We start from the raw sequence: 23050 nt of genomic DNA, 5'->3' as shown, positions 1-23050 counted from the left end.
CCCCGTACACATTATCGGTACAATCTGTACTACTAATTAGTACAAGATTTGACGCAAAGAGTCAAGAAAAAGTTGCCCTCCGCGGACAAAACGCGGATTGGCGACAAGTTGTTGATTCCACGGGGAATGGGCGGTTACATACGACTGCAAAGCCGCAAAATTCGCGCCGGTAAGCCATCGAAAATCCCTAAAATTCTGAGAAGCGCGCTCATATCGAATCCTAGCTCTGAGTTTTCGCGAAATCCCGCTCTCTATGCGAAATATCTATGGTTGTGAACGGGGCCGTCGCTCTGATTGGTCTTGAGCACAGCCGAAAAGAAGACGCTGATCTGGGTGGGGCAGACTTTACAACTCGTCAAGGTACTCGATTCAGTGTCCGCGGCCGTGCCGCTCGGGCGCTACACATGCACCCCTTTGACTCGCTGCGCTCACTCAGGGCTTCGCGGCTGCGCCGCTCGGCTACTCCTGAACCGAGACGACCTGTAGCACTTCTTCCACCGTGGTGAGACCCTCAGTGAGCAGCCACGCGGCGTACTTCTTCAGGTCCCACATGCCCAGCTTGAGGGCGGCGTTGTGGATGTCCTCGGTGAGGGCGCCTTTGGCCACCATCTGGCGCAGCTCGGCGTTCATCTTCATGACTTCGTAGATGCCGACGCGGCCTTTGACGCCCTTGCCGTTGCAGGCGTCGCAGCCCTTGCCCTTGAAGATGGTGGTGCCCTTGGGCATGCCCATGAACTCGCAGGTGGCGTCGTCGGCGGGGAAGGGCTCCTTGCAGCGCTGGCAGCAGCGACGCGCCAGGCGTTGCGCCATCACCCCGATGGTGGAGCTCGACACCAGGAAGGGCTCGATGCCCATCTCGCCCAGGCGGGTGAAGGCGCCGGCGGCCGAGTTGGTGTGCAGGGTGGTGAAGACCAGGTGTCCGGTGAGGGCGGCCTCGACCGCGATGTGGGCGGTCTCCTTGTCGCGGGTCTCGCCCACCAGGATGACGTCGGGGTCCTGGCGGAGGAAGGCGCGCAGCACCCGCGCGAAGTCCAGTCCGATGTCCTTGTTGGCCTGGATCTGGTTGACCCCGGCCAGGTCGTACTCGATGGGGTCCTCGGCGGTGGAAATGTTGATGCCCGGGTCGTTGATCTCGGCCAGCGCGGAGTACAGCGTGGTGGTCTTGCCCGAGCCGGTCGGCCCGGTGACGTACATGATGCCGTAAGGCTGGCTGATGAGCTCGCGGATGAGCTTCAGGGTGGGCTCGTGCGCCACCACCTTGTCGAGGCCGAGCGTGGTGTTCGATTTGTCGAGGATGCGCATGCAGATCTTCTCGCCCCACTTCGCCGGGACGGTGGAGACGCGGAAGTCGATGGGCTTGCCCTCCATGTTGACCGAGATGCGTCCGTCCTGCGGCAGGCGCTTTTCGCTGATGTCGAGCTTGGAGATGATCTTCAGGCGCGAGATCAGGCCGAGCTGCACCTTTTTTGGCAGGTTCTGCACCGTCTGCAGCACGCCGTCTATGCGGAAGCGGATGATCAGCTCCTTCTCCATGGGCTCGACGTGGATGTCGCTGGCCCCCTTCTTGATGGCCAGGCCCAGGATCGAATTCCCCAGGCGGATGATGGGCGCATCTTCCGACGCCGACATCAGCTCTTGCTTGCTGTCGCCGCCCGTCGCCGCGAGGTCCTCTGTCATTTGCAGGTCGCGGATGATCTCGGATTGCAGCAGGTCGATGACGTTCTCCGACGGCTTGGCCCCCACCAGCTCGAGGTTGGCGCTGCTGGCGCCCTTCAGCGGCTCCTCCTCCTTCTTCATCAGCGTCTGGTAGGTGCTGTTCATGAATTTGCGGAAGTCATCTTCCGTAGTCACCACCGGCTCGATCATCACCCCCTTGATGATGCGGCGTATATCGTCGAGCGCGATAATGTTGTTTGGATTCACCATGGCGAGGGTGAGGCGGTTGTTGGCGAAGGCCACGGCGATGACTTTATGCTGCAGCATCATGGTCTGGGGGAGAAGGCCGAGGACGCGGGGATCGAAGTTCATCTTCGACAGGTTGATGTACTCGATGCCGACCTGCTGCGAGGCGGCTTCGACACGCTCGGCGAGGATGGTGGTGAGTGCGATGCCGATCTTGGGGTATTTCAGCAGGAGGTCCTGGAAGTCGGCCTGCTCGAGGACGGCGCAGGTGGTGGCCTGCACGGCGGTGACGGAAGCGGTGCGTGGCTTGCCGGTGAGCAGGGACATCTCGCCGAAGTTCTGTCCGGGGCCCATCTCGACCAGGAGGAAGTCGATGCCGGTGTGGGGGTCCTTCTTGCGGACCTCGACCTTGCCGGCGGTGAGGAAGAACATCGAGGTGCCGGGAGCGCCTTCGCGCACGATGACCTGGTTGGGAGGGAAGTCGCGGCGCTTCATGCGCTTGACCACTTGCTCGCAGTCGGGGATGGAGAGCGCGGAAAACAGCTTGATGCGCTGCAGGAAATGCAGACCGCCGGTGGTGGGAGCCGCTGCGGCAGGAGCCGCCGGCGCGGGTGCTTGGGTCGGACTGGCCATCGAGAGACCTCGTTGTACCTGTGTCTTAGGGGAGTGGGCGGATTATATAACTAAGTACTCAGTACTCGGTACTCAGTAACCAGCGGAAATACCTGCAGCAGGGCCTGCTTCGCGGCGGGTGGCGACCACGCCGGCGGAGCGCAGAACGGCGAGGTGCTGGACCTTGGCTGCCGGTCACAAGCTCGCGAGGAAACCCGTCAGACGGGAGCTTGTGCTTTATTCGCGGCGATCGCAGACAGCAGGAGAGCCATCTCTTTGTCCAGAATTTGTGGGTTGCGGCAGATAGGCAGAGCGTACTGTCGGCCATGTCACTGTCATTTCTTAAGTGCTTTTATCGATTCATACTCGGCGATGTTGTCGCACCCGATGCTTTCTGTTCGTTCTCGGCGTGAATTTGACTGTAGACCTGGCGCAGGAGCACGTTGGCGACCAGCTTTTGAAAATCCTTGTCGTTCATGTACCGGGCGAAAATTTCTTCGTTCTGCTCCATTCGGTCGATGAACAGCCCTTCCAGAGCCTTGTCGAACACGAACTTGAAGTTGTCCATCGTATTCGCCAATGCGGCCTGCTGTAGCGAAGAGTCTGCGACCGCTTCCTCACGGATTTGGTTGAAGAAAAGTTCATCGGCGGGAGTGAAGTTAGTACCGAATCGCTCATTTACGATGTCGATCAGCCGGGAGAGTTCCACCTTCTCATCGTGCCGAGCACCAGTGCCTACTGCGGTGGGGCCGCTCACAACTCCGCGTTCGCCGGGTTCGAGCACAATCGAGCCTTCGCTGATCTTCTGTAAGCGGTAGTACTTGAGCCGAACCTCATCATCGAGTTCCAGCCGGTCGCGCAGGCCCTTTGGCAGCTTCGCAACTAGGAACCGGATGAACGTGTACAGCTTTTCCAAGTCGGTGTCTTGGAACGGAATGATCTGCGCAAGAAACGAGTACAGGTTGCGAAAAGCGACTAGCAGCCCCTTGAACTCCTCTTGCTTCACTTCATCCAAGTCGGTGAAACGACGAACAGCCGGATCAAGTGATGCGTTCAGTTGGGCATGGTCGCTTGGCGTCTGGTTCTCCTTCGGCTTGAAGAATACCTTGCAGAACGCCTCGACCTCGTTCTCGTAGTACACCTGTTCGGCTGCTAGCTTGTGCTGTAACTCGTAAAGTTGGCTCGGCTGCGCCATCTCATCTATCGCCGCAACCTCGTAGTACGGCTTGAAAGCATCAAGAATCTCCTGCCGCTCGTTGACGAAATCGAGAACGAAGGTATCCTCTTTGAGCGGGTGGATGCGGTTCAGGCGCGAGAGGGTCTGCACCGCCTGCACGTCCGCAAGACGCTTATCGACGTACATTGTGTGAAGCAGCGGCTGATCGAAGCCCGTCTGATACTTCTCGGCGACGATCAGCACCTGGTACTCGTCGGTCGTGAACCTCTCCGGCAGTTCTTTCTCACGGATGCCGTTGTTCATGCTGACTTCCGTGAACTCACCGATGTCGAGCACCACCCTGCCTGAGAACGCAACTAGCGTTTTGATGTCCGTGTATCCCTTCTCGCTGATGTAGCGGTCGAACTCTAGTTTGTAGCGAACCGCTGCCTCACGGGAATTGGTCACGACCATCGCTTTCGCTTTGCCGCCGATCTTGTGCTTTGTGAAGGTGCGGAAGTGCTCGATCATCACTTCCGTCTTCTGCGCGATGTTGTACGGATGGAAGCTGACGAAGCGGGCCAGAGCGCGTGCTGCCTTGCGCTTGTCCAGCTTGGGATCGTCTTTGATGGACTTGATTAACCCAAAATATGTCTTGTACGTCGTGTAATTCTTCAGCACGTCGAGGATGAAGCGTTCCTCAATGGCCTGTCTCATGCTGTAAAGGTGGAACGGCTCAGGCTTGCCGTCCAGACCCGGCCTGCCAAACGTGGCAAGTGTCTTGTGCTTCGGAGTCGCCGTGAACGCGAAGAAGCTGAGGTTCGGCTGGTGTCCCCGCCGGGCAACCGCCTTGAGAATCTCTTCTTCATAATCTGGCAGACCACGCTCTTCCGCCGCTTGCCTGGCCTGCTGCTGGATCGCCTCTGACGCCAGAGTTCCTCGCAATTCTGCCGCCGCCTCGCCTGATTGCGAACTGTGCGCCTCATCTACGATGACGGCGTACTTGCGCGTCGGGAGTACACCAATCTTCTCTGTTACGAATGGAAACTTCTGTAACGTAGTTATGATGATCGGTGTCGCGTTCTTCAGTGCTTCGGCAAGCTGTGTGGAATCCTCGTCAATCTTTACGACCACACCGGATTTGTGCTCAAACTGATAAATCGTGTTTTGCAATTGCTGGTCGAGCACGAGGCGGTCGGTCACGACTACGACCGAATCGAATACCCGCTGGTCGTCCGCCCCGTGCAGACTCGCCAGTCTGTGCGCCAGCCATGCGATCGAGTTGCTCTTGCCGCTGCCCGCCGAGTGCATCACTAGGTAGTTGTGCCCAGGGCCGTCTGCCTTCGCAGCGACTTCCAGCTTCCGCACGGCGTCTAGCTGGTGATAGCGCGGAAAGATCAGGTTTTCTCTCTGCACCAGCTTGCCGCGAATCTCGCGCTCGTCGATCTCCAGGTGAATGAAGCGGTGCAGGATGTCGAGAAAACTGTCCCGCTGCAACACCTCTTCCCACAGATACGCTGTCTTGTAGCCGTTCGGGTTGTCAGGATTGCCCGCGCCTGTGCCATTGCCTTTGTTGAACGGCAGGAAATGAGTGCTCTTCCCGGTGAGGCGTGTAGTCATGTAAACCTCGTCGGGATCAACGGCGAAATGCACCAGCGTGCGCTTCTTGAACTGGAATATCAGCTCGTTCGGATCGCGGTCATTCCGGTACTGGTATTTGGCGTTCTCGACGGTTTGCCCCGTCATCGGGTTCTTCAGTTCGGCGGTTGCGACCGGAATCCCATTGAGGCTGAGAACAACGTCGAGCGACTTGCTGCTGGTCGGCTTGAACAGAAGTTGGCGCGTGACGGTCAGGCGGTTGGCCGCGTACAGCTTCTGCGTCTCGGGGTTCATGCCATGCGCAGGGGCGAAATACGCAATGCGGATGATCTTGCCGTAGCACTTGAATCCGTGCCGCAGCACGTCGAGACTGCCCCGTGAGTCCATAGCTGTGCAAAGATCGTCGAGTATGACCGTCTCGGTCCCTTTGCCGTGCAGCTTCACCAGCGCATCCCAAGTTTCCCTCTGTGTCTCCTGGATGAAGGGGATGAGTTGCGTCGTGTCGAGAGCCCGCTCCTGGACGAAGTGCGCCTGCTCGGTCTTGGAGTACCCGGCTTTCGTGATCAGGTGGTGCTCGATGGCGCTCTCGAACGCCTTTTCGCGGTGGTCTACGGGCATGACGCTGCCTCATGCACCCTGTAGTTGCAGACATCGAGTTGGCCAGACACGGCGGCAGTGATGAGAGCACTTCGGTACTCAGTCAGATTCCGAATAGCCGATGCAATATCGTCTCGTAATCCCTGCATCCTATGATGCTCAGTGTTGACGGAATCCACGATTCTATGCTGTTCCTCATAGGGCGGAATGAACACCACACAATTGAGAATCTTGGCGGCTGAAGTGTGGAAGACGGTCGCACCGTTTGTGGTCGGAAGCACTTGCTCCCTGACCACTGTGTTGATTCCCAGTCGGAGGTACTCCGGCAATAACTCGTGCCTTTTTCCAGGGTGTACATCCACGCGAGCAATTCGCTGATTGAGTAGGTACTCGCCTTCAGGGACAAACTCGGCTCGGCTGAGAATGAGCCGTTTGTATGACAGGTCGGTCATGACCACGACCAAATCGCGAGGACGCAGCGTGTAGTCCTTCGGAACCTCGGCAGAGTCATAGACGGTACGGTTACCGCTATCGAAGTAAAGGCCGCCATCGGGGTGAAAATTACCAGGCGTCACCAGCACCGGCCATTCGTCCTCTGACTTCCGAAAGTGCTCCCCAGTGAAGGCAAAGCCACTGAACAAACTTACCCACCATTTCAGTCGCTCGGCTTTCCAATCTGCCGGGACAAGCGGACAGAGTTCCAAGCCAGATGGTTTCCGTTTGTCCGCATTACCCAGTGAACCTGTCACCGCGTGGAATACGAATGCATCCAGCCTTTTCTTCAAGTTCTCCGAAAGCATCGCCTTCTGTTCGATTAAGCGGTCTATTCGAGCCGTTTCGCGATCGAGGAAGGCGGCGATGGCAATCTGCTCCTCGATGGGAGGTACAGGGTAGGCAAAATCATCGAAGACGTTTTGATAGAGGTGCGAGATCGTCGTTCCAGTCTTGCGCACTTCGATGAACTCAGAGAACACCTGCGAACAAAGGACCCAGTACATGAACCGCGTGATGTAGTCGGACGCTAATGGCCTCGTCACGAACACGCCACTGTTCAAAGATGCCGGTCCTCGCATCTCTGTCACCACAGCGACCTTCCCGATGGTGCCGTCCTTCGTGATAAGCAGGTCGCCTTCCCGAAGGTGAATGTAGGGATCTTCGTGGAACCGCTGCTCGGAGATGTGATAGCAGTTGCTCCAATCAATCTGCCCATCGCGGAAATCCGTGCCAGTCACGAGGTAAGGCCCCGCATCGACGAACTCATCTGATCGCAGCCCTTGCCACCCTATCCGGCCCTTAACATACGTGGTGTACCTAATACGGTTTACATCCCAGTGCTTAGGTACTGTTGGAAGCCACTCGTATCGTGTGCTTCTTGCTGGAACCGGCGGGTGCTCCTTCATCCCATCACCTCAGCCAGCGCCTTTACAAGCTCATGCTCGACACGCTTGATTTCTGCCCGAATCTCTTCCAGCGGGCGTGGCGGCGTGTACTTGTAGAAGTGCCGAGTGAACGGAATCTCGTAACCGATCCTTGTTTTGCTCTCTTCTATCCAAGCGTCCCTAACGTGGGGCTTAACCTCTTTGTTGAAGTACAGGTGGATGTTTTCCTTCAGCGGCACGTTCTCGTAATCACGCAATTCGGAATCCGGCTCCGGGTTGCCATCTGCATCGACACAAATCTGGGCCTCGTCGTTGCGCTCAGACATCGCTGTCAGGATTGCCTTTTGCAGCGCAGCCGAGAGCCTGATGTCCGCAGACTGTGCTGCGCGTGTCAGCCGTTTCTCGAAAGCAGGGCGGCTCTTGTCCACCACGGCTTGGTTCATTCCCTTCAGCATGGCGATGATCTCGGCCTGTAATGCCTCGCCAGCCTCGATTTCTCGCTGGCCCTCTTTTCCCTTTTTCCTGCTCCTGGCGAGGTTCTGGAACGCGGTCTGTTCCTTCAGCCACTCGATCCGTTCCTGCGTCACCTGAAAGCGCAGGCGGAGTGGGCGCTCGACCGTAATCTGCCGGTATCCGAAGTCGTCGTTGTCAAATATCTTCGACTGCTCCGATTCCTTGAATTCCCCATAAATGCGGGTGATGTCGGCAATGTGCGCGTCGGAAAGCTCGTTCCTCTTGTTGCCCAAGCTACGTCGCATCTTCTGGAACAGATCCACGGCATTGATCAGTTGAACCTTGCCGCGCCTCTCGGGGCGCTTGCGGTTCGTCAAAATCCAGATGTAAGTCGAAATGCCGGTGTTGTAGAACATCTGGTCGGGTAGCGCGACAATCGCTTCGAGCCAGTCGTTCTCGATGATCCACTTGCGGATGTCGCTCTCGCCCGATCCGGCGTCACCTGTGAATAGGGGTGAGCCGTTGAACACAATCGCCAGCCGTGAGCCGCTCGGCTTCGTCTTCGAGATCATGTGCTGAATAAACAAGAATGATCCGTCATTGATGCGCGGCAGACCTGCCCCGAAGCGGCCCTCGAATCCCTTCTCTTCGTGCTCCTTCTCAATGGCGTCGGCCTGTGGCTTCCACTCGACGCCGAAGGGTGGGTTTGCCAGCAGGTAATCGAACTTCATGCCGGGTAACCCGTCCTTCGTGAAGCTGTCGCCGAATTTGATGTTCTCCGGGTTCTGCCCCTTGATCATCATGTCCGAGCAGCAGATGGCGAAAGCCTCGTTGTTGTAGTCCTGCCCGAAGACCTCAAGCTGCGCTTGTGGGTTCAGGTCGCGGAGATATTCCTCCGAAACTGACAACATTCCGCCCGTTCCACAAGCCGGATCGTAAAGCGTGCGGACAATGCCCGCCTTCCGTAAGACCGCCCCGTCCGGCTCGAACAGCAGGTTCACCATCAGACGGATGACTTCGCGTGGGGTGAAGTGATCTCCCGCCGTCTCGTTCGAGGATTCATTGAAGCGCCGGATCAAGTCCTCGAAGATGAGGCCCATCTCATGATTCGGAACTTTGTCGGGGTGCAGGTCTATATCAGCAAATTTCTTGACCACTTGGTACAGACGGTCGGACTCGTCGAGCTTGGCGATCTCCTTGTCGAACTCGAAGAACTCGAAAATCTGCCGCGCCTTAGACGAAAAGCTTTTAATGTACTTGTCGAGGTTCGGAGCGATCTTGTCGGGATCGCCCTTCAGCTTCTGGAAGTCCATCTTGCTGATGTTGTGGAACGCATGTCCAGCTACGCGGTTCAGAATCGGCTCGAAATCCTTTACCGGGCCACTCTTCAGAACGGCGTGCCTGTCGAGCACCTTCTGCTTGGTCGGCTCAAGAACGCAGTCGAGACGCCTGAGTACCGTCAGGGGCAAAATCACCCTGCCGTACTGGTGTGGCTTGTAAGGGCCGCGCAGCAGGTCAGCAACGCTCCAGATGAATGCAACCTTGTCAGTGAATCCGTTCATGCACGTAGCCCTCGGACACCGAAAAGCAGCCCAGAGTAGCTGGACCGCTGGCACTCAGCCCGCAGTGGACGGTTTTGTTCCGATTTCAGAACTGCTCACCGAGAGTAGCTGGTCAGGGGAACTGCCGATTCTACAGCGGCTTAGGCGGTGCATAGTACGTCAATATGTCGAATGAGGAATCAGGGCTGCTCGCCGCCGTTAAGAACCGGCACCGGAGCCCACGACGAGCGGCTGGGCTGGAAGTGGGGAGCACCTTAGCGCGGGAGGCAGCAACCCTCGGAAGATGCTTTCCGGAACGCAGAGGCGAAGCGTGAGATATCATCACGTCTTCTCATGAGCAAGAGTCTGCAAGAGACGTACGCGCCGGCGAACATCTGCTTCGGATGCGGGCCGGCGAACCCGCAGGGGCTGCACATCCAGAGCTTCGTCGAAGGGGACGAGGTGGTGGCGGAGTGGCAGCCGCAGCCGCATCACCAGGCGTACCACGGGGCGCTGAACGGCGGGATCATCGGGGCGCTGCTGGACTGCCATTCCAACTGGACGGCGGCGTATCACCTGATGAAGCGGCAGGGGGCGGAGCATCCGCCCTGTACGGTGACGGCGGAGTATGCCATCAAGCTGCTGCGTCCGACGCCGACCGAGGCCGGGCCGTTGCGGCTGGTGGCGCGGGTGGCGGAGATCAAGGACGACCGCGCCGTCATCGAAGCCGAGCTGCGGGCGGGCGGACAGGTGTGCGCGACCTGCCGAGGGAAATTCGTGGCGGTGAAAGAGGGGCATCCGGCGTTCCACCGGTGGTGAGAGGCTCAGTTGCCACGCCCACCCAAGCCAAAGCCGGGCTTGGGTGGGGCACCCACGCAAACACCGCTGAATATCTAGTCACTAGAGACGGACTACTGGTATAGTTTGCCGCCAGAGCACCTATTCCCCGCCTGAGCTAAATATGAGCGCACCGGCACGACCCGCGACGCACGGTAGTGTCCACGTACTCCCCGTCGTGGTGTATTTCGACGGGGACGTGGTGTGCCGGGAGGTGATGCGGGGCACGCAGCGATACCGGCGGATGGCGTGGACGAAGCTCGACATCAAGGCGGCGGAAAAGGTGGTGGTCACGTCGTCGGAACGGCTGGTGCGGGAAAACTACGAAAAGCTGCGCGACCCCAGCGTGCGGGTGATCGCGCTGACCGACGAACGCTTCCAGGACCCGCGGCTGGACTCGGTGGTGTACGCCTACCTGCCTCCCAACACCCCCAACGATCTGATGGAACGGATGGTGGATAACGCGGTGGACCACATCCACCTGCACGCGACGCGGCGTCAGGTGGGGGAGCAACTGGCGGGTGCGACGCGCGAGATCTCGGAGCTGAACAAGATCGGGGCGGCGCTGTCGGCGGAGCACGACACGGAGCGGCTGCTGGACATGATCCTGACCAAGTGCCGCGAGATCACCCAGAGCGACGCGGGCTCGCTGTACCTGGTGGAGGCCGAGGAAAGCAAGCTGCCGCCGGGGAAGGTGAAGGACGAGCGCAAGGAGCAGCGCAAGCATCTTCTCTTCAAGCTGGCGCAGAACGACTCGCGGTCGTTCCCCTTCAAGGAAACGACGATGGAGCTGAGCAAGAAATCCATCGCCGGATACGTGGCGCTGACGGGCGAGGGCCTGCGGCTGGGCGACGCCTACGAGCTGCCGGAGGACGTACCCTTCTCCTTCAGCCGGCGCTTCGACGAGAGCTCGGGGTACCGCACCAAGTCCATCCTGGCCATCCCCATGCGCAACCAGAAGGCGGAAGTGGTGGGGGTGGTGCAACTGCTGAATGCGAAGCGGAATTACGACATCAAGCTGGAAGACGCGGCGATGGTGGAGACGGAGGTGGTGTCGTACACGCAGCGGCAGCAGGAATTGGTGGAGTCGCTGGCCAGCCAGGCGGCGGTGGCCTACGAGAACAGCCAGCTATATGAGGCCATCCAGCGGATGCTGGAAGGGTTCGTGAAGGCGTCGGTCATCGCGATCGAGGCGCGCGATCCCACCACCAGCGGCCATTCGTTCCGGGTGGCCAACCTGACGGTGGCGCTGGCGGAATCGGTGGACCGCTGCGATGCGGGACCGTTCGCCGACCTGAAGTTCGCGCGCAGCGAGATGAAAGAGATCCGCTACGCCTCGCTGCTGCACGACTTCGGAAAAGTCGGGGTGCGGGAGGAAGTGCTGGTCAAGGCCAAGAAGCTGTATCCGGCGCAGATGGACCTGATCCAGCAACGCATCGAGTTCGCCAAGCGCACGCGCGAGGTGGAGATCCTGCGGGCGAAGCTCGAGCACCTGCTGGAGCAAGGGCGCGAGTCGTTCGCCAAGAGAACGCCGGAACTGGACGCGGAGCTGGAGCGGCAACTGCGGCTGCTCGACGACTATCTCGGGATCATCAGCAAGGCGAACGAGCCGACGGTGCTGCCGGAAGGCAGCTTCGACATGCTGCAGGGCATCTCGGCGGAGAAGTTCGTCAGTTTCGCGGGCGAGGAGCGGGTGCTGCTGACGCCCGACGAGGTGCGGCTGCTCTCCATCCGCAAGGGCTCGCTGGACGACTCGGAGCGGCTGCAGATCGAGTCGCACGTGGTGCATACCTTCAACTTCCTGCAACAGATCCCGTGGACACGGGAGATACGGGCGATCCCGGAGATCGCGCGCGGACACCACGAGAAACTGAACGGGAAGGGCTATCCCTACAAGCTGTCGGCGCCGGAGATCCCGGTGCAGACGCGGATGATGACCATCTCGGACATCTTCGACGCGCTGTCGGCCAGCGACCGTCCTTATAAGAAGGCGGTGAGCCAGGAGCGGGCCATCGAGATCCTGGGATTCGCGGTGAAGGACGGCGAGCTCGACCCCGAGCTGTTCAAGATCTTCCTGGAGGCGAAGGTGTTCGAGAAGTGGAAGATCGAGCCGTACCCGTACTAGCCCTCAGCCGCCAGCGATCAGCCATCAGGAGTATCGGCTTTAACGGTCGAGCTGCGACCATTGACGCAGCCGGGGCGGAGTGCGGATAATCTGCAGCATTCGGGTGTTGGAGTTCACCCTTAACCGCCCTTCAACAGGGAAGATGACTCCTACTTTGAGGTAGGGGTCGCCCCGCACCAGCTTCGATCCCACCTCAGGAACACCCGTCAGAGCTAGAACGAAGAAGCGTCCTTGGTGAATGAGGAGGCCGCAGCGGTGTGATCGCGATTGACCGAGCTTCCGTTCTCGACCGGCTAGGAGCGATCGCCGCGGAACTGGGAGCGGAACGCGTTGCCGCCGACGCCCGCGCCCGGGCCGAGCGCGTGGCCGAAGGCCTGTTCTACGCGGCCTTTGTCGGCCAGTTCAAACGCGGGAAATCCACCCTGATCAACGCTCTGGTGGGCGAACCCATTCTTCCGGCGGGAGTCGTCCCGGTCACGGCGATCCCAACGGTGATCCGGTTCGGATCGCAGCGCGCCGCCCGCATCCGGACTCAGAGCGGCGCCTGGCAGGAGATCGGTCCCGACACAGTGGAGCAATACGTCTCGGAAGAGAAGAATCCCGGCAACGAAAAGGGAGTGAGCGGGGTGGAGATTTTCCTGCCCTGCCCTTTGCTGGCCACGGGGATGTGCCTGGTGGACACTCCCGGTCTGGGCTCGGTGTTCACCGGCAACACGGCGGCGACCCACGAATTCATCCCGCACATCGACGCGGCGGTAGTGGTGATCGGTACGGACCCGCCGCTCGCGGGAGATGAACTCGAGCTGGTGAAGACGGTCGCGGCCGTGTTGAACGACATTCTGGTGGTGCTGAACAAGGCCGACCGCGTGACGGAAGTAGAACGATCGGCGGCTAGCACGTTTGCTCGCCGCATGCTGGCAGAGCACCTGGAGACACCGATCGGCCCGATCTTCGAGATCAGCGCCGCGGAGCGCCTGGAGGGCCGGGGGCCGGAACGGGATTGGGGAAACTTCGTCCGCAGCCTGGAAGAACTGGCGGAGGGGTCGGGGCGCATCACGCAGGCTGCGGGGGAACGCGGCGTGCGCCGCATCAGCAAGGAACTGCTCGCCACCCTGCACCAGGAGACAGAAGCGATGCTTCGCCCGGACGAAGAGTCGGAGCGGCGCATCACGGCTCTGCGCGAGACACTCGCCCAAGCCGAGACCTCCCTCCGCGAGCTCGGGGCCCTCCTCGGGGCGGAGCAGCAGCGCCTTTCGCAATCGCTCATTGAGCGACGGAAAATGTTCCTCCGCCGCGCACTCCCGCCGGCGCAGGAAGAGTTGTCCGGAGTCCTGCACGCGATCCCGCGCCGTGGCGGGCCGGGGTTTCGGAGGAACGCCATGTCGGCTGCCCAGGACGTCGCGCGGCGACAGCTGAATCCGTGGCTCGAAAGCGAGCAGGTCCACGCAGAGGAGGCCTATCGCCAGGGTGTGCAGCGCTTCGTTCAGCTAGGCAACGATTTCCTGCGCCGCCTGGCCGCAGCGGATGTCCCCGAACTGGCGGAGATGCCCGAAGCGCTCGACCTTGAGCCCGGATTCCGTACGCGCTCGCGCTTCCACTTTCACGAACTGGTGAGGATCGCCCAGCCTGCCTCGCCCTTCCGCTACGTTGCGGACCAGGCGTTGGGGCTGATGCGCGCGTACGGAGGCATAGCGGGCGACGCCTTGCGGTTTGTCGGGGACCTCATGGAAATCAACAGCTCTCGCGTGCAGAACGACATTGACGAGCGCATGCGGGAGAGCCGGCGGCAGCTGGAGAGCGAGATCCGGGGCCTGCTGCACGATGTCAGATCGATCGCGGAACGTGCCATCGTGCATGCCCGCGAGGCGCACGCAGCGGGAGCCCAGGCGGTCACGGCGGCGTTGGAGCGTCTTGCGGCGCTGGAGGCTGAAGTTCGCAGCTTGCGCGGTCCGGAGGACGTCTCGATGCAGTAGCGACTTCTCGGCGTCAAGGAGCGGCCCATGAAAGCCAGACGCGTGTCGATCTTCATCAACGAGGCGGATGAGTGGCACGGCCACCCTCTGCACATGGCGCTGCTCCGGTTGCTGGCCAAGCAGGGCCTTGCGGGAGCGACGGTGGTGCGCGGCGTCGCCGGGTATACGAAAGCGGCAGGGATCACGACAACCTCGCTGGTGGACGCCGGGGGTCTGCTTCCCCTGGTGGTCGAGTTCGTCGAATCGGAGGAAAACGTCGAGCGCATCATGCCCAGCATCGCCGAAATGATCGGTAACCGACTGGTTACGACCATGGAAGTCGAGGTCAGGTTGGGCGGCGCTTTTCCGGACTCTCACTGATGCCAGAGCTGGTGTTTGCGCGCGAGGAGGAACTCGGCGAGGTCCGGCGCCGCCTGGCCCGGCGGCAGCCGTTTCTCCTGCATGGTCCGGCCGGGGTGGGCAAGACGCTGCTGCTGAAAACCCTACTGCCGGAGTTCCCGCAGGTGCTGTATTGCGGTGATTCCACCAGCGTCAAAGGCATTTTTCATGCGCTGGGAAGCGCTCTGGTGAGGGCCGGCGACCCGTACGCGGCGGCTGGTCTGGGCAAAGGAGCGAAGGGTCTTGAGCACAAGAGTTCGGTGGCGATCCGGGGGATCGTCCGCGATGCGCTGCGCGCCGCGAGCTACGTGGTCGTTCTGGACCACGCCGCAGGCGCCTCTCAGGCCTTGTTCTCGTCCATCAAGGAGGCGGTCCAGTCGGCTGCCACTCCGGTGGTCGCCGTCTCCCGCTCCGCCCACATGGAGGACCTCGGGTTCCTGCTGAATCTGTATCCAGACCGCTCCGACCGGCTGCAAATCCGGAATTTCGACCCGGCGACGGCTCTCGCCTTCGCGCGTGAGGGCGCCGCGCAGTCAGGGCTGCAAGCATTGAACATGGCAGAGTTCCTGGAACGCCTGGTCGAGCTCAGTCAGGGAAATCCCGGGGCCATCCTCGCGCTCATCGAGATGGCCCGCGACCCGAGGTATCGCTCCGCGGAGCGCATCAAGGTGACGCCGCTCTACATCGACTTCCGCTTGCGGTGGAACGCGCATGCCTGAGAACGGATTGAACGAGAACCACAAGCGCCGTCTGGCGGTGGCTATGGCCTTGGTAGATGCCGGTGTGGCGCGAATCCTGGACCAGCTGGACGAGCGCACCTCTCCGACCACGATGACCGTGGTGGAGCGGTCCATCCCGCAGAGCGAACGCACGGAGTTGAAGGAAACGCTGCGAGAGCTTCAGACGCTGACCGCCAGTGTGGCCCGTGCGTACGGACTCGACAAACGCCGGAAACACCTGCGCAGAACGATCGTCGCGGAACTCTCGCAGATATGGACCATCCTGGAAGACAGCCGCCCGCGCAAGATGAAAGGCATGGGGGCTGTCCCTGCGGAGGTAGCGGAATCGCTCGACCGTGACGTGGACCAAATGCTTAAGTTGCTGGAGAGGTGCAGGCATGCCGTTGAACCATAGCCGGCGATCGGCAGGAGGCGAAGGTATTCGAGAAGTGGAAGATCGAGCCAGATACGTACTAGCCATCAGCGATCGGGTACCGCTTTCACCCTGCTCTCTGATCCCTGCCCCCGTCTCTCGAACGGTTGTTTGTAGAATCAGCATCGCCGTGGCGTAATGTCGCTGTGCCGAAAACGATCGGAATGTCTCCTGCCGAAGTCCTTGCACTCGAACGCACCCGCCGGCAGTTTCGACCGGCTCGGAATCTCGGGGTTTTCACACACCCCTGGCCACTTTCCGAAAGGCAATATTTCTTCCGAGTGGGCCGTGATCCAGGCACAATCCCGAAAGACGCCGTCGATCGGCTGCGAACGAGGTCACTTCCACGTGCAGCCGACTTTCCGGGCAGAGGCGGTGCAGGCGTTTGAGTGACGGCATTATGAAGGGCAGGCCTGGCCAGCTATAATCGCGCCCCGCGATGATCACGGTTTCCAAAGAAGACTATCTGAAAGCGATTTTCGAAGCGGAGAACGAAGCCGAAGCCGTTATCTCAGCGACGCTGGCGAATTGGCTGAAGGTTTCGGCGCCCGCGGTCACCATGGCTTTACGCCGGTTAACGCGTGATGGCCTGGTAGAGGTGCGCAAAGACGGGCGGGTGCGGTTGACCGATGAAGGACGGCGGATCGCAAAGCGTATCGCGGTCCGACACCACCTCATCGAACGGATGCTGACCGAGATCTTCGGTATGCCGTGGTACCGCACCCATGACGAAGCCGAAAGGCTGGAGCACGCCGTGTCAGCGGATTTCGAGTCGTTGTTGGTCAAGAAACTTGGGCGAGGCGGAGCTTGTCCTCACGGAAATTTCGCGATCGTCGATAGCCCCGCCCAGAAGCGCAGGCGTGGGTACAAGCTGCTGTCGGAAGCGGAACCTGGCCAGAGCTACACCGTGGCCAGCGTGTACGAGAGGGATTCGAAGCTGGGGGAGTTGCTTGATCGACGCGGCATCAGGCCTGGAAGCGAGCTGTATCTGCGCGAGCGCAACTACGACCAGACCCTCTCGATCGGCACGTCCGCGGGCGCTATTGTCCTGGGCGGCCCCGCAGCAGAGAAAATCTGGGTGTCTTCTCCTCCCCCGGTTCCAGCATCGAAGCGTTAGTTAGCTGCAGTTAACTTGTGATACTGTACTGGCGCTAAGGTGCGAGGGGGCGGGGCGGATGGCAACGGAGGTTCCACACGGCAACCACCCATCTTTGGAGGGGATGCACAGTACCGTCGAGGTGCCGCACCATCAGGCCGGCTTCTGGGAGCAGTGGCGGGCTTTCGTCGGGCCGGCGATCCTCGTCAGCGTCGGCTACATGGACCCCGGCAACTGGGGGACGGACCTGCAAGGCGGCGCTCAGTTCAAGTACGGGCTAATATGGGTGGTCGGCCTGGCCAGCCTGATGGCCATCTTCATGCAGGTGATTTCCGCCCGATTGGGCGTGGTCACGGGCAAGGATCTCGCCCAATGCTGCCGCGATTGGTACCCCAAGTGGACCCGCTGGCCCAATTGGCTGATGAGCGAAGTGGCCATTGGCGCCTGTGACTTGGCGGAGGTTCTGGGGAGTGCCGTGGCCCTCAACCTGCTGTTCCACATCCCGCTGCCGTGGGCGGTCATCATCACAGGCTTGGACGTGCTGCTACTGTTGGCCTTGCAACGTTTTGGGATGCGCACCATCGAGGCCATAGTCCTGCTGCTGATCGCGACCATCGGCGTGTGCTACTTCATCGAGATCTTCGTTCTCCCGCAGACCCAGCCCGACTTTCTGGAGATGGGACGGGCGCTGGTGTCGCCACACTTTCGTCATTCCGGGATGTTATATATCGCCATCGGTATGATCGGCGCGACCGTGATGCCCCACAACCTGTACCTGCACTCGGCGCTGGTACAGAGCCGCCAGTTGCAGAAGGACGAACTGTCTGTTCGTCGCGCGATCCAGTTCAACACCATCGACTCGATCGCGGCCCTGACCATCGCCTTCTTCGTCAATGCCGCGATCCTGGTGCTGGCGGCAACGGTGTTCTTCGGCAAGGAAAGCGTGACCGTAGCCGGCGGCCAGGTGGTCAAGTTCAGCGCCGACAGTGATTGGATCCGGGTCGCGTATCTGACGCTGGCGCCGTTGCTGGGGACGACCGCTGCCAGCACACTGTTTGCGGTGGCGCTTCTGGCGAGCGGCCAGAGCAGCACCATCACCGGCACTCTCGCCGGGCAAGTCGTGATGGAAGGCTTCATGCATTGGCGCATCCAGCCGTGGCTGCGGCGGCTCATCACCCGCACGCTGGCCATCCTGCCGGCGGTCCTCATCATCGGCCTCCGCGGCGACAGCAGCGTTACCGACCTGCTGACCCTCAGTCAAGTGGTGCTGGCGCTGCAGCTCCCCTTCGCCATGTTCCCGCTCCTGCACTTCACCAGCTCCGGCAAGCGGATGGGAGCTTGGAAGAACGGTTGGTTTCTATTGATTTCCGGTTGGACCAGCGCAATTCTGATCACCGCGATGGACATTTATGGCCTGCCGGACTCGCTCAAGGCTGCCTGGCACGTCATCACCGGCGGGTGACTCCCGTACGACAGAAACGGAACAGCCCATGTATGAAAAGATTCTCGTGACTTTGGACGGCACGTCCAGCGATCGGGCGATTATCGAACACGTCAAACAGCTCGCGAAGCTCGCGCAGAGCCGCTTGGTGTTGCTTCATGTGGCCGATGGATGGGCAGCTAGGACCTACGGCCCGGACGCGGTCAGTCCCGAAATCGCCGAAGACACTGCCTACCTGGAAACAATCCGGGCAGAGTTTCAAGCCATGGGCATTCCCACAGAGGCCGAGCTGGCCTACGGCGAGCCGGTCAAGGAAATCATCAAATGGATTCAGCACAAGGGTTGCGACCTGGTGGCGATGAGCACACATGGGCACCGGTTCCTTGCCGATATTTTCCTGGGTACCACAGCCATCCGAGTCCAGCACAGTGTCAGCGTGCCCGTTCTTCTGCTTCGGGCGAAATGAAGCGTGCGACGAAAATACGATGATTCGGCCCTTGTCGGTACTACCACTGTCATTGTTGGTAGCCGTCGCGATCTCCGCCTGCGCACAGCAGGAAGCCGGAACGCCGAAAATCCCGGAGGAAGCGCGCCAGCGGGAGGACCCCGCTGCCAACCCCGCCAGACCCACTGTGTCCACGCCCGCAACCCTGACTCCGGTTGGCTACTTTCAATTTGAAACCGGGTTCTTGGGTGCGTGGCACTCTCCCGAATTCTCTTCCCAGTCAAGTCTCAATGAGGTGGTGAAGTTTTCTTTAACGCGCCGGATCGAATTGTTAGCCGCGGTAGGACCGTTTGCCCATTCCCGCGCTGAAAACCAAACTGCAAATGGGACGGGAGACGTGGCGCTGGGAGTGCAAGGAGTTGTCCATCAGGGAGAAGGCGCGCGGCCAACAATTGCATTGAGTTATTTCCGACGAGTGTACAGTGGAGGCACACCCGACCTCGATTTTGGCAGCGCCAGAAACTCAATGCTCCTTCTTGCCAGCGCGGACGTAAAAGGCTTCCATTACGACACCAATTTTCTCTTCAACGAAGTCATCGACAACGCGATTCACCGCGCCCAGTTCGGGCAGACGCTCTCGGTTTCGCATTCACTCGTGAAGAAATTCGGTATCTCCGGAGAAATATGGCATTTCACTCAGCCTCTTCTGCGAAGCAATGCCGTCGGCAACTTGTGGGCGCTGAATTACAACATGCGGAAAAACCTCGTGCTCGATGGCGGTGTCAGTCATGGACTCACGAGTACATCCACACGTTGGGAAGTGTTTCTGGGATTCACTTACCTGCTGCCGCATAAGGTCTCGGCGAGGAACGGCGCAAACTCTAGATAGTTCCCTGAAGAACCGGCTGCCCGTAGAAGTGGCCGCACTCGGCATTTCGATTCGAGCCACCACGCGCTGACTCCCGGATGGTCGCCGACTCGGAAACTCAGCCGAAAAGATTTCCTTTCCGCACAGTTCCCGCACCCAGGGGCTGATTTTGTGGAGCGGCTTCCGTTTCAGCCGGAGCAACATCCATTTCGAGCGGTTGTCGGATCGCCGGGAACCCGACGGTCGTCATCAAGGACGGCGAGCTCGGCCCCGAGCTGTTCAAGACCTTCATGGAGGCGAAGGTGTACGAGAAGTAGAAGATCGAGCCGTATCCGTAAGGCCCGCTAGCAAACGCTCTGGGGGAAAAAACTAGGCCCGAGCCTGAGGCTCGGGCCTGTTCCCGCGGAACGAAGTGATTAAGCTTTGCGGCGGATCTTGCGCGCGATGCCCAGCAGGCCGGTGCCCAGCAGGACCATCGAAGCCGGTTCCGGAACGCCAGGAATGTCGGAGCCGAGGGTGATGTTGTCGAACCCGATCTGGTTCGCCGTTCCGCCGAAGTCCACCGACATCGCTGTGCCCGAGAATGAGACGCCGATCGGGAAGAACGGGCAGAAATCCTGCGGGTAGCCGCCGCAGGCGTCCGGCGTGACCGGCAGCGAGATGCTCGCGAGCAGATTTCCGGTCGCATCCACACCCGACCACACGTTCACCACGCCGGGGCTGTTCACGGCGCTGTAGAAGAACGAGAAACCGGTGTCGAAGCCAGCCGGAACGTTCATCGTATCCGCGCCGCCAGAAAGGAAGAACGCTATCGTGCAGCACGAAGGCTCGCCGCCGAAGTTGCCGTTACCAGCAGGTATGGCGATGAGGGCCAGTGAGTTGTCCGAGAACTGGATGCCCAAGTTCCCGCCCCCGCCGCCGTTGTACCAGTTGCCTATTGTTGCGCCGTCGGCCAAGCCCTCGAAGGTCAGAGTTACGACGTTCGCCGAAGCGACGACCGACAGGAGTAGAACCGCAAGTGCCGCTGTTAACAGTCGACGCATATACGCTCCCCAAGGTTCAAGGTTGAACGATCATCTAATAGGCACGCAAGCGGCCAAACGGATCTCATTGAAAAATAAGGACTTTCGACCGGAACGTCGATTGAAAAGCTGCAACTTCTTGCACATTGGCAGAAAAGAGTGTTCCCTGCTCGTCCCCCGGCGGTTGGCCCGGACAGCCGAGGTGGTTTGCCCAGACGAGCTGTGCTCCCCGGGCATGGTCCTGAGCTGCATTCCACACGAAGGTGTTCTGGAATCGTCCTCCAGGTCCGACGGTGCGGACGAGGACTGCCGAGAACGGCCCTTCTCACCACCGACCAGGAACTGTCCCCCGCGAAGGCCCACGCGCGTCCATTTGGGTGGTTGGCCGGCAAATCGAAAACTGAGCCGAAACCATTCCTTTTGGCATCGCGCCTCCCGGCTACTTGTCGCCCTTGAGCTGCTCTGCGAGGTAATTGGCGATCCCCAGTTCCTCGATTGAATGCAGTTGGGCCTCCAAGAAGTCGGCGTGCCGCTCTTCGTCCTGAATCATGTGCTCGAACAGCTCGCGAGACCCGGCGTCCCCCGCGTCGCTGCATACTTTCACAGCTTGGTTGTACTGCCGCACAGCGTCAGTCTCATCGCGCAGGTCAGTCTCAAGCTGCTGCTGCACATTGGCGCCGACCTTGGGAACTAACGCGAGATCCACAGCGGGCGTGCCGTCCAAGAACAGGATCCGTTCGATGAGTCCTTCGGCGTGTTTCATCTCCTCGATGGCACGTCTTTTTGTGAGGCCGCCCAAGCGCTGGTACCCCCAGTTGTGGCACATCTCCGCTTGGACCATGTATTGAACGATGGCTGTCAGCTCCGCACTTAAAGCCGCATTCAACTGCTCCATCACCTTCTCATTGCCACGCATGGTTCCCTCCATTCCTTGTGTGTTGCGGAGAAGCAGCGACATGGTGCATCACGGAAGCTCGAACGTCGATGTCTGCGCCACGACTCCTACCGAGCAAATGCTCCGCTCTTTTCTTACGGCACTACTCCTGCCCAATAGAACAAGGGCTCGAACCTTGCAGCCCCGCAATCGAGTCTGCACCGCTCGAGCCCATTCGTGCAAATCTTCGATCTACACTCCTGTCGCGAATCAGCGAGCCACCGCCGCTTCGCAAGAGATTGCTTCGATGTTCAAAGCGAGCCCTTTGGCAACTCCGATCCCATAGGCGGGGTCAGCTCGATAGAGGAAGAGAACGACAGCTCATCGGGTGAAAAGCATTGATCGAGATGCGGGGGAACTGGCGCCGGGGATTGCGGTCCGGCAGGCGGAGGCGAAAAAGCTCTTCCGGAGGGACGCCGGGAGTCCTACAATCCGCCGCATGCAACCCGGAACCCTGGTCCTGCTGGCGGCATTCTGCGCGGTGGCCTGCTGGGCGCAGAGCACGGAAGCGCCTGTGCCGCTGACGCAGGAGCCGTCGCACCACCTGGCGCTGGAGAACGAGTACACGAGCGTGTTCCAGGTGGAGGCGGCGGCGCACGCGTCCACCCGCCTGCACGAGCACGACCGCGACTACGTCTTCGTGAGCATCGGCGCGGCCGAGATCACCAGCGCGGTGCAGGGACAGTCTCCGGCGGAGATGAGCCTGGCGGACGGAGACACGCGCTTCGTCAAAGGAGCTTTCGCGCACGTGGTGATTAACCGCGGCGCGGCGCCGTTCCGCAACGTCACGGTGGAGATCAAGAAAAAGAGCACGAAGGAGATCTGCGGGTTCGCGGGGAATCCGTGTCCGGCGTCGATGGCGGTGACGGGCGGCACGATCAGCATCGGGCCCGCGGGAATGGCCTCGGCGGACGTGAAGTTCACGAAGGAGACGGTGCTCGAGACCGATGCGGTGCGGGCCAGCCGCCTCCGGCTGGAGCCAGGCGGCGAGACTCCCGAACATGAAGACGAACTGCCGCGGCTGCTGGTCGCGGTCAGCGATCTCGACTTGACGAACACGCCGCGCGGCGAACAGGCAATGCCGGTAAAGAACAAAGCCGGGGACATTGTCTGGCTGCCGCCCGAGGGGCCGCATACTGTCAGCAACAACGGCGATCGACCGGCACAGTTCGTCATCCTGGAGTTCAAATGATGAGAAAGCTTCTGCTGTGTTGCCTTGTTCTGGTGACGGGGGCATCGGCCCAAGCCCCAGTCGCGGCGGAACAAGAGCCGTTCCACAAACAGATCTTCCGCAACGAGAACGTCCAGGTCGTCGGCGTCGAGATCCCGCCGCACCAAACCACCCAACTCCACCGGCATGAGCACGATTACCTGGCGGTCTCATTGACTGATGCGACTGTCACCACGACGGTGCCGGGGAAAGATACTGTCCAGGAGAAGCGCCAGCGAGGCGAAGCACGGATGGGCAAGCCCGTCGTCCACGCAGTGCGCAATGACGGCAATACTCCGTACCGCGCCACGGCGGCCGAGTTTTTGGTTC

18 protein-coding genes (1 of these 18 only partly in view) are annotated in these 23050 nt (G+C 60.4%); 12 read left to right on the top strand and 6 right to left on the bottom strand.

Annotation, left to right across the window (positions count from 1 at the left end; translation table 11 throughout):
- Positions 1-459: 459 nt before the first annotated feature.
- From tadA to LAN37_11170, 4 genes are all read right to left on the bottom strand, one after another.
- Positions 460-2535 (bottom strand): Flp pilus assembly complex ATPase component TadA, encoded by a 2076-nt coding sequence (gene tadA, locus LAN37_11185; protein MBZ5647770.1) that lies wholly within the window; start codon positions 2533-2535, stop codon positions 460-462.
- Positions 2536-2866: 331 nt separating this feature from the next.
- The gene (locus LAN37_11180; GenBank protein MBZ5647769.1) at positions 2867-5887 is read right to left on the bottom strand and encodes a DEAD/DEAH box helicase family protein; all 3021 of its coding nucleotides are present in this window, start codon (positions 5885-5887) and stop codon (positions 2867-2869) included.
- The gene (locus LAN37_11175; protein ID MBZ5647768.1) at positions 5878-7098 is read right to left on the bottom strand and encodes a restriction endonuclease subunit S; all 1221 of its coding nucleotides are present in this window, start codon (positions 7096-7098) and stop codon (positions 5878-5880) included. Before LAN37_11175 ends, LAN37_11180 begins: the two co-directional genes overlap by 10 nt.
- Before the next feature lie 164 nt (positions 7099-7262).
- Positions 7263-9260, bottom strand: a complete 1998-nt coding sequence (locus LAN37_11170; GenBank protein ID MBZ5647767.1) for a type I restriction-modification system subunit M — start codon at positions 9258-9260, stop codon at positions 7263-7265.
- Positions 9261-9593: 333 nt separating this feature from the next.
- On the opposite strand from LAN37_11170, the gene LAN37_11165 reads away from it, so the two are divergent.
- The 10 genes from LAN37_11165 (at position 9594) to LAN37_11120 (ending at position 19575) form a co-directional block, all read left to right on the top strand.
- Entirely contained in the window at positions 9594-10058 is a 465-nt protein-coding gene (locus LAN37_11165; GenBank protein ID MBZ5647766.1) for a PaaI family thioesterase, read from the top strand.
- A gap of 142 nt (positions 10059-10200) precedes the next feature.
- Positions 10201-12201: a GAF domain-containing protein gene (locus tag LAN37_11160; protein MBZ5647765.1), complete on the top strand. Its 2001-nt coding sequence runs from the start codon at positions 10201-10203 to the stop codon at positions 12199-12201.
- A 257-nt stretch (positions 12202-12458) separates the two neighbouring features.
- The gene (locus tag LAN37_11155; GenBank protein MBZ5647764.1) at positions 12459-14174 is read left to right on the top strand and encodes a dynamin family protein; all 1716 of its coding nucleotides are present in this window, start codon (positions 12459-12461) and stop codon (positions 14172-14174) included.
- Between the two features lie 27 nt (positions 14175-14201).
- The gene (locus LAN37_11150) at positions 14202-14534 is read left to right on the top strand and encodes a DUF190 domain-containing protein (protein ID MBZ5647763.1); all 333 of its coding nucleotides are present in this window, start codon (positions 14202-14204) and stop codon (positions 14532-14534) included.
- Complete coding sequence (locus LAN37_11145) at positions 14534-15271, top strand: AAA family ATPase (GenBank protein MBZ5647762.1); 738 nt, start codon at positions 14534-14536, stop codon at positions 15269-15271. The genes LAN37_11150 and LAN37_11145 overlap by 1 nt, the downstream gene beginning before the upstream one ends.
- Entirely contained in the window at positions 15264-15686 is a 423-nt protein-coding gene (locus LAN37_11140; protein MBZ5647761.1) for a hypothetical protein, read from the top strand. The genes LAN37_11145 and LAN37_11140 overlap by 8 nt, the downstream gene beginning before the upstream one ends.
- A 457-nt stretch (positions 15687-16143) precedes the next feature.
- Positions 16144-16821, top strand: coding sequence for a metal-dependent transcriptional regulator (locus LAN37_11135; GenBank protein ID MBZ5647760.1), 678 nt, complete (start codon positions 16144-16146; stop codon positions 16819-16821).
- Between the two features lie 58 nt (positions 16822-16879).
- Complete coding sequence (locus LAN37_11130; protein ID MBZ5647759.1) at positions 16880-18262, top strand: Nramp family divalent metal transporter; 1383 nt, start codon at positions 16880-16882, stop codon at positions 18260-18262.
- Positions 18263-18290: 28 nt separating this feature from the next.
- Positions 18291-18707 carry a universal stress protein gene (locus tag LAN37_11125; GenBank protein MBZ5647758.1) on the top strand — a complete coding sequence of 139 codons (417 nt, stop codon included), beginning with the start codon at positions 18291-18293 and terminating at the stop codon, positions 18705-18707.
- Positions 18708-18738: 31 nt separating this feature from the next.
- On the top strand, positions 18739-19575 hold the full coding sequence (locus LAN37_11120) for a transporter (GenBank protein ID MBZ5647757.1): 837 nt from the start codon (positions 18739-18741) through the stop codon (positions 19573-19575).
- A 395-nt stretch (positions 19576-19970) separates the two neighbouring features.
- On the opposite strand, the gene LAN37_11115 is transcribed toward LAN37_11120, so the two are convergent.
- Positions 19971-20597, bottom strand: a complete 627-nt coding sequence (locus tag LAN37_11115) for a PEP-CTERM sorting domain-containing protein (protein MBZ5647756.1) — start codon at positions 20595-20597, stop codon at positions 19971-19973.
- Between the two features lie 418 nt (positions 20598-21015).
- On the bottom strand, positions 21016-21492 hold the full coding sequence (bfr, locus tag LAN37_11110; protein ID MBZ5647755.1) for a bacterioferritin: 477 nt from the start codon (positions 21490-21492) through the stop codon (positions 21016-21018).
- Between the two features lie 457 nt (positions 21493-21949).
- On the opposite strand from bfr, the gene LAN37_11105 reads away from it, so the two are divergent.
- Together LAN37_11105 and LAN37_11100 are read left to right on the top strand one after the other, a co-directional pair.
- The gene (locus LAN37_11105; GenBank protein MBZ5647754.1) at positions 21950-22702 is read left to right on the top strand and encodes a hypothetical protein; all 753 of its coding nucleotides are present in this window, start codon (positions 21950-21952) and stop codon (positions 22700-22702) included.
- On the top strand, positions 22699-23050 hold the 5' portion of the coding sequence (locus tag LAN37_11100; protein ID MBZ5647753.1) for a hypothetical protein. 344 nt of this gene lie beyond the right edge of the window; 352 of the gene's 696 nt are visible here — the first part of the coding sequence; it begins with the start codon at positions 22699-22701; its stop codon lies beyond the right edge, outside the window. The genes LAN37_11105 and LAN37_11100 overlap by 4 nt, the downstream gene beginning before the upstream one ends.

This window comes from Terriglobia bacterium (assembly GCA_020073495.1).
GTDB lineage: Bacteria > Acidobacteriota > Terriglobia > Terriglobales > Acidobacteriaceae > JAIQFD01.
Note: the sequence above shows the minus strand (reverse complement) of the source record. Positions and strands in the feature narration are given on the sequence as shown.

Bases quoted from the DNA above. Each gene is read 5' to 3' on its own strand.
- tadA (MBZ5647770.1), bottom strand. From the start codon at position 2,535: ATGGCCAGTCCGACCCAAGCACCCGCGCCGGCGGCTCCTGCCGCAGCG.
- LAN37_11180 (MBZ5647769.1), bottom strand. From the start codon at position 5,887: ATGCCCGTAGACCACCGCGAAAAGGCGTTCGAGAGCGCCATCGAGCAC.
- LAN37_11170 (MBZ5647767.1), bottom strand. From the start codon at position 9,260: ATGAACGGATTCACTGACAAGGTTGCATTCATCTGGAGCGTTGCTGAC.
- LAN37_11165 (MBZ5647766.1), top strand. From the start codon at position 9,594: ATGAGCAAGAGTCTGCAAGAGACGTACGCGCCGGCGAACATCTGCTTC.
- LAN37_11160 (MBZ5647765.1), top strand. From the start codon at position 10,201: ATGAGCGCACCGGCACGACCCGCGACGCACGGTAGTGTCCACGTACTC.
- LAN37_11150 (MBZ5647763.1), top strand. From the start codon at position 14,202: ATGAAAGCCAGACGCGTGTCGATCTTCATCAACGAGGCGGATGAGTGG.
- LAN37_11145 (MBZ5647762.1), top strand. From the start codon at position 14,534: ATGCCAGAGCTGGTGTTTGCGCGCGAGGAGGAACTCGGCGAGGTCCGG.
- LAN37_11140 (MBZ5647761.1), top strand. From the start codon at position 15,264: ATGCCTGAGAACGGATTGAACGAGAACCACAAGCGCCGTCTGGCGGTG.
- LAN37_11135 (MBZ5647760.1), top strand. From the start codon at position 16,144: ATGATCACGGTTTCCAAAGAAGACTATCTGAAAGCGATTTTCGAAGCG.
- LAN37_11130 (MBZ5647759.1), top strand. From the start codon at position 16,880: ATGGCAACGGAGGTTCCACACGGCAACCACCCATCTTTGGAGGGGATG.
- LAN37_11125 (MBZ5647758.1), top strand. From the start codon at position 18,291: ATGTATGAAAAGATTCTCGTGACTTTGGACGGCACGTCCAGCGATCGG.
- LAN37_11115 (MBZ5647756.1), bottom strand. From the start codon at position 20,597: ATGCGTCGACTGTTAACAGCGGCACTTGCGGTTCTACTCCTGTCGGTC.
- bfr (MBZ5647755.1), bottom strand. From the start codon at position 21,492: ATGCGTGGCAATGAGAAGGTGATGGAGCAGTTGAATGCGGCTTTAAGT.
- LAN37_11105 (MBZ5647754.1), top strand. From the start codon at position 21,950: ATGCAACCCGGAACCCTGGTCCTGCTGGCGGCATTCTGCGCGGTGGCC.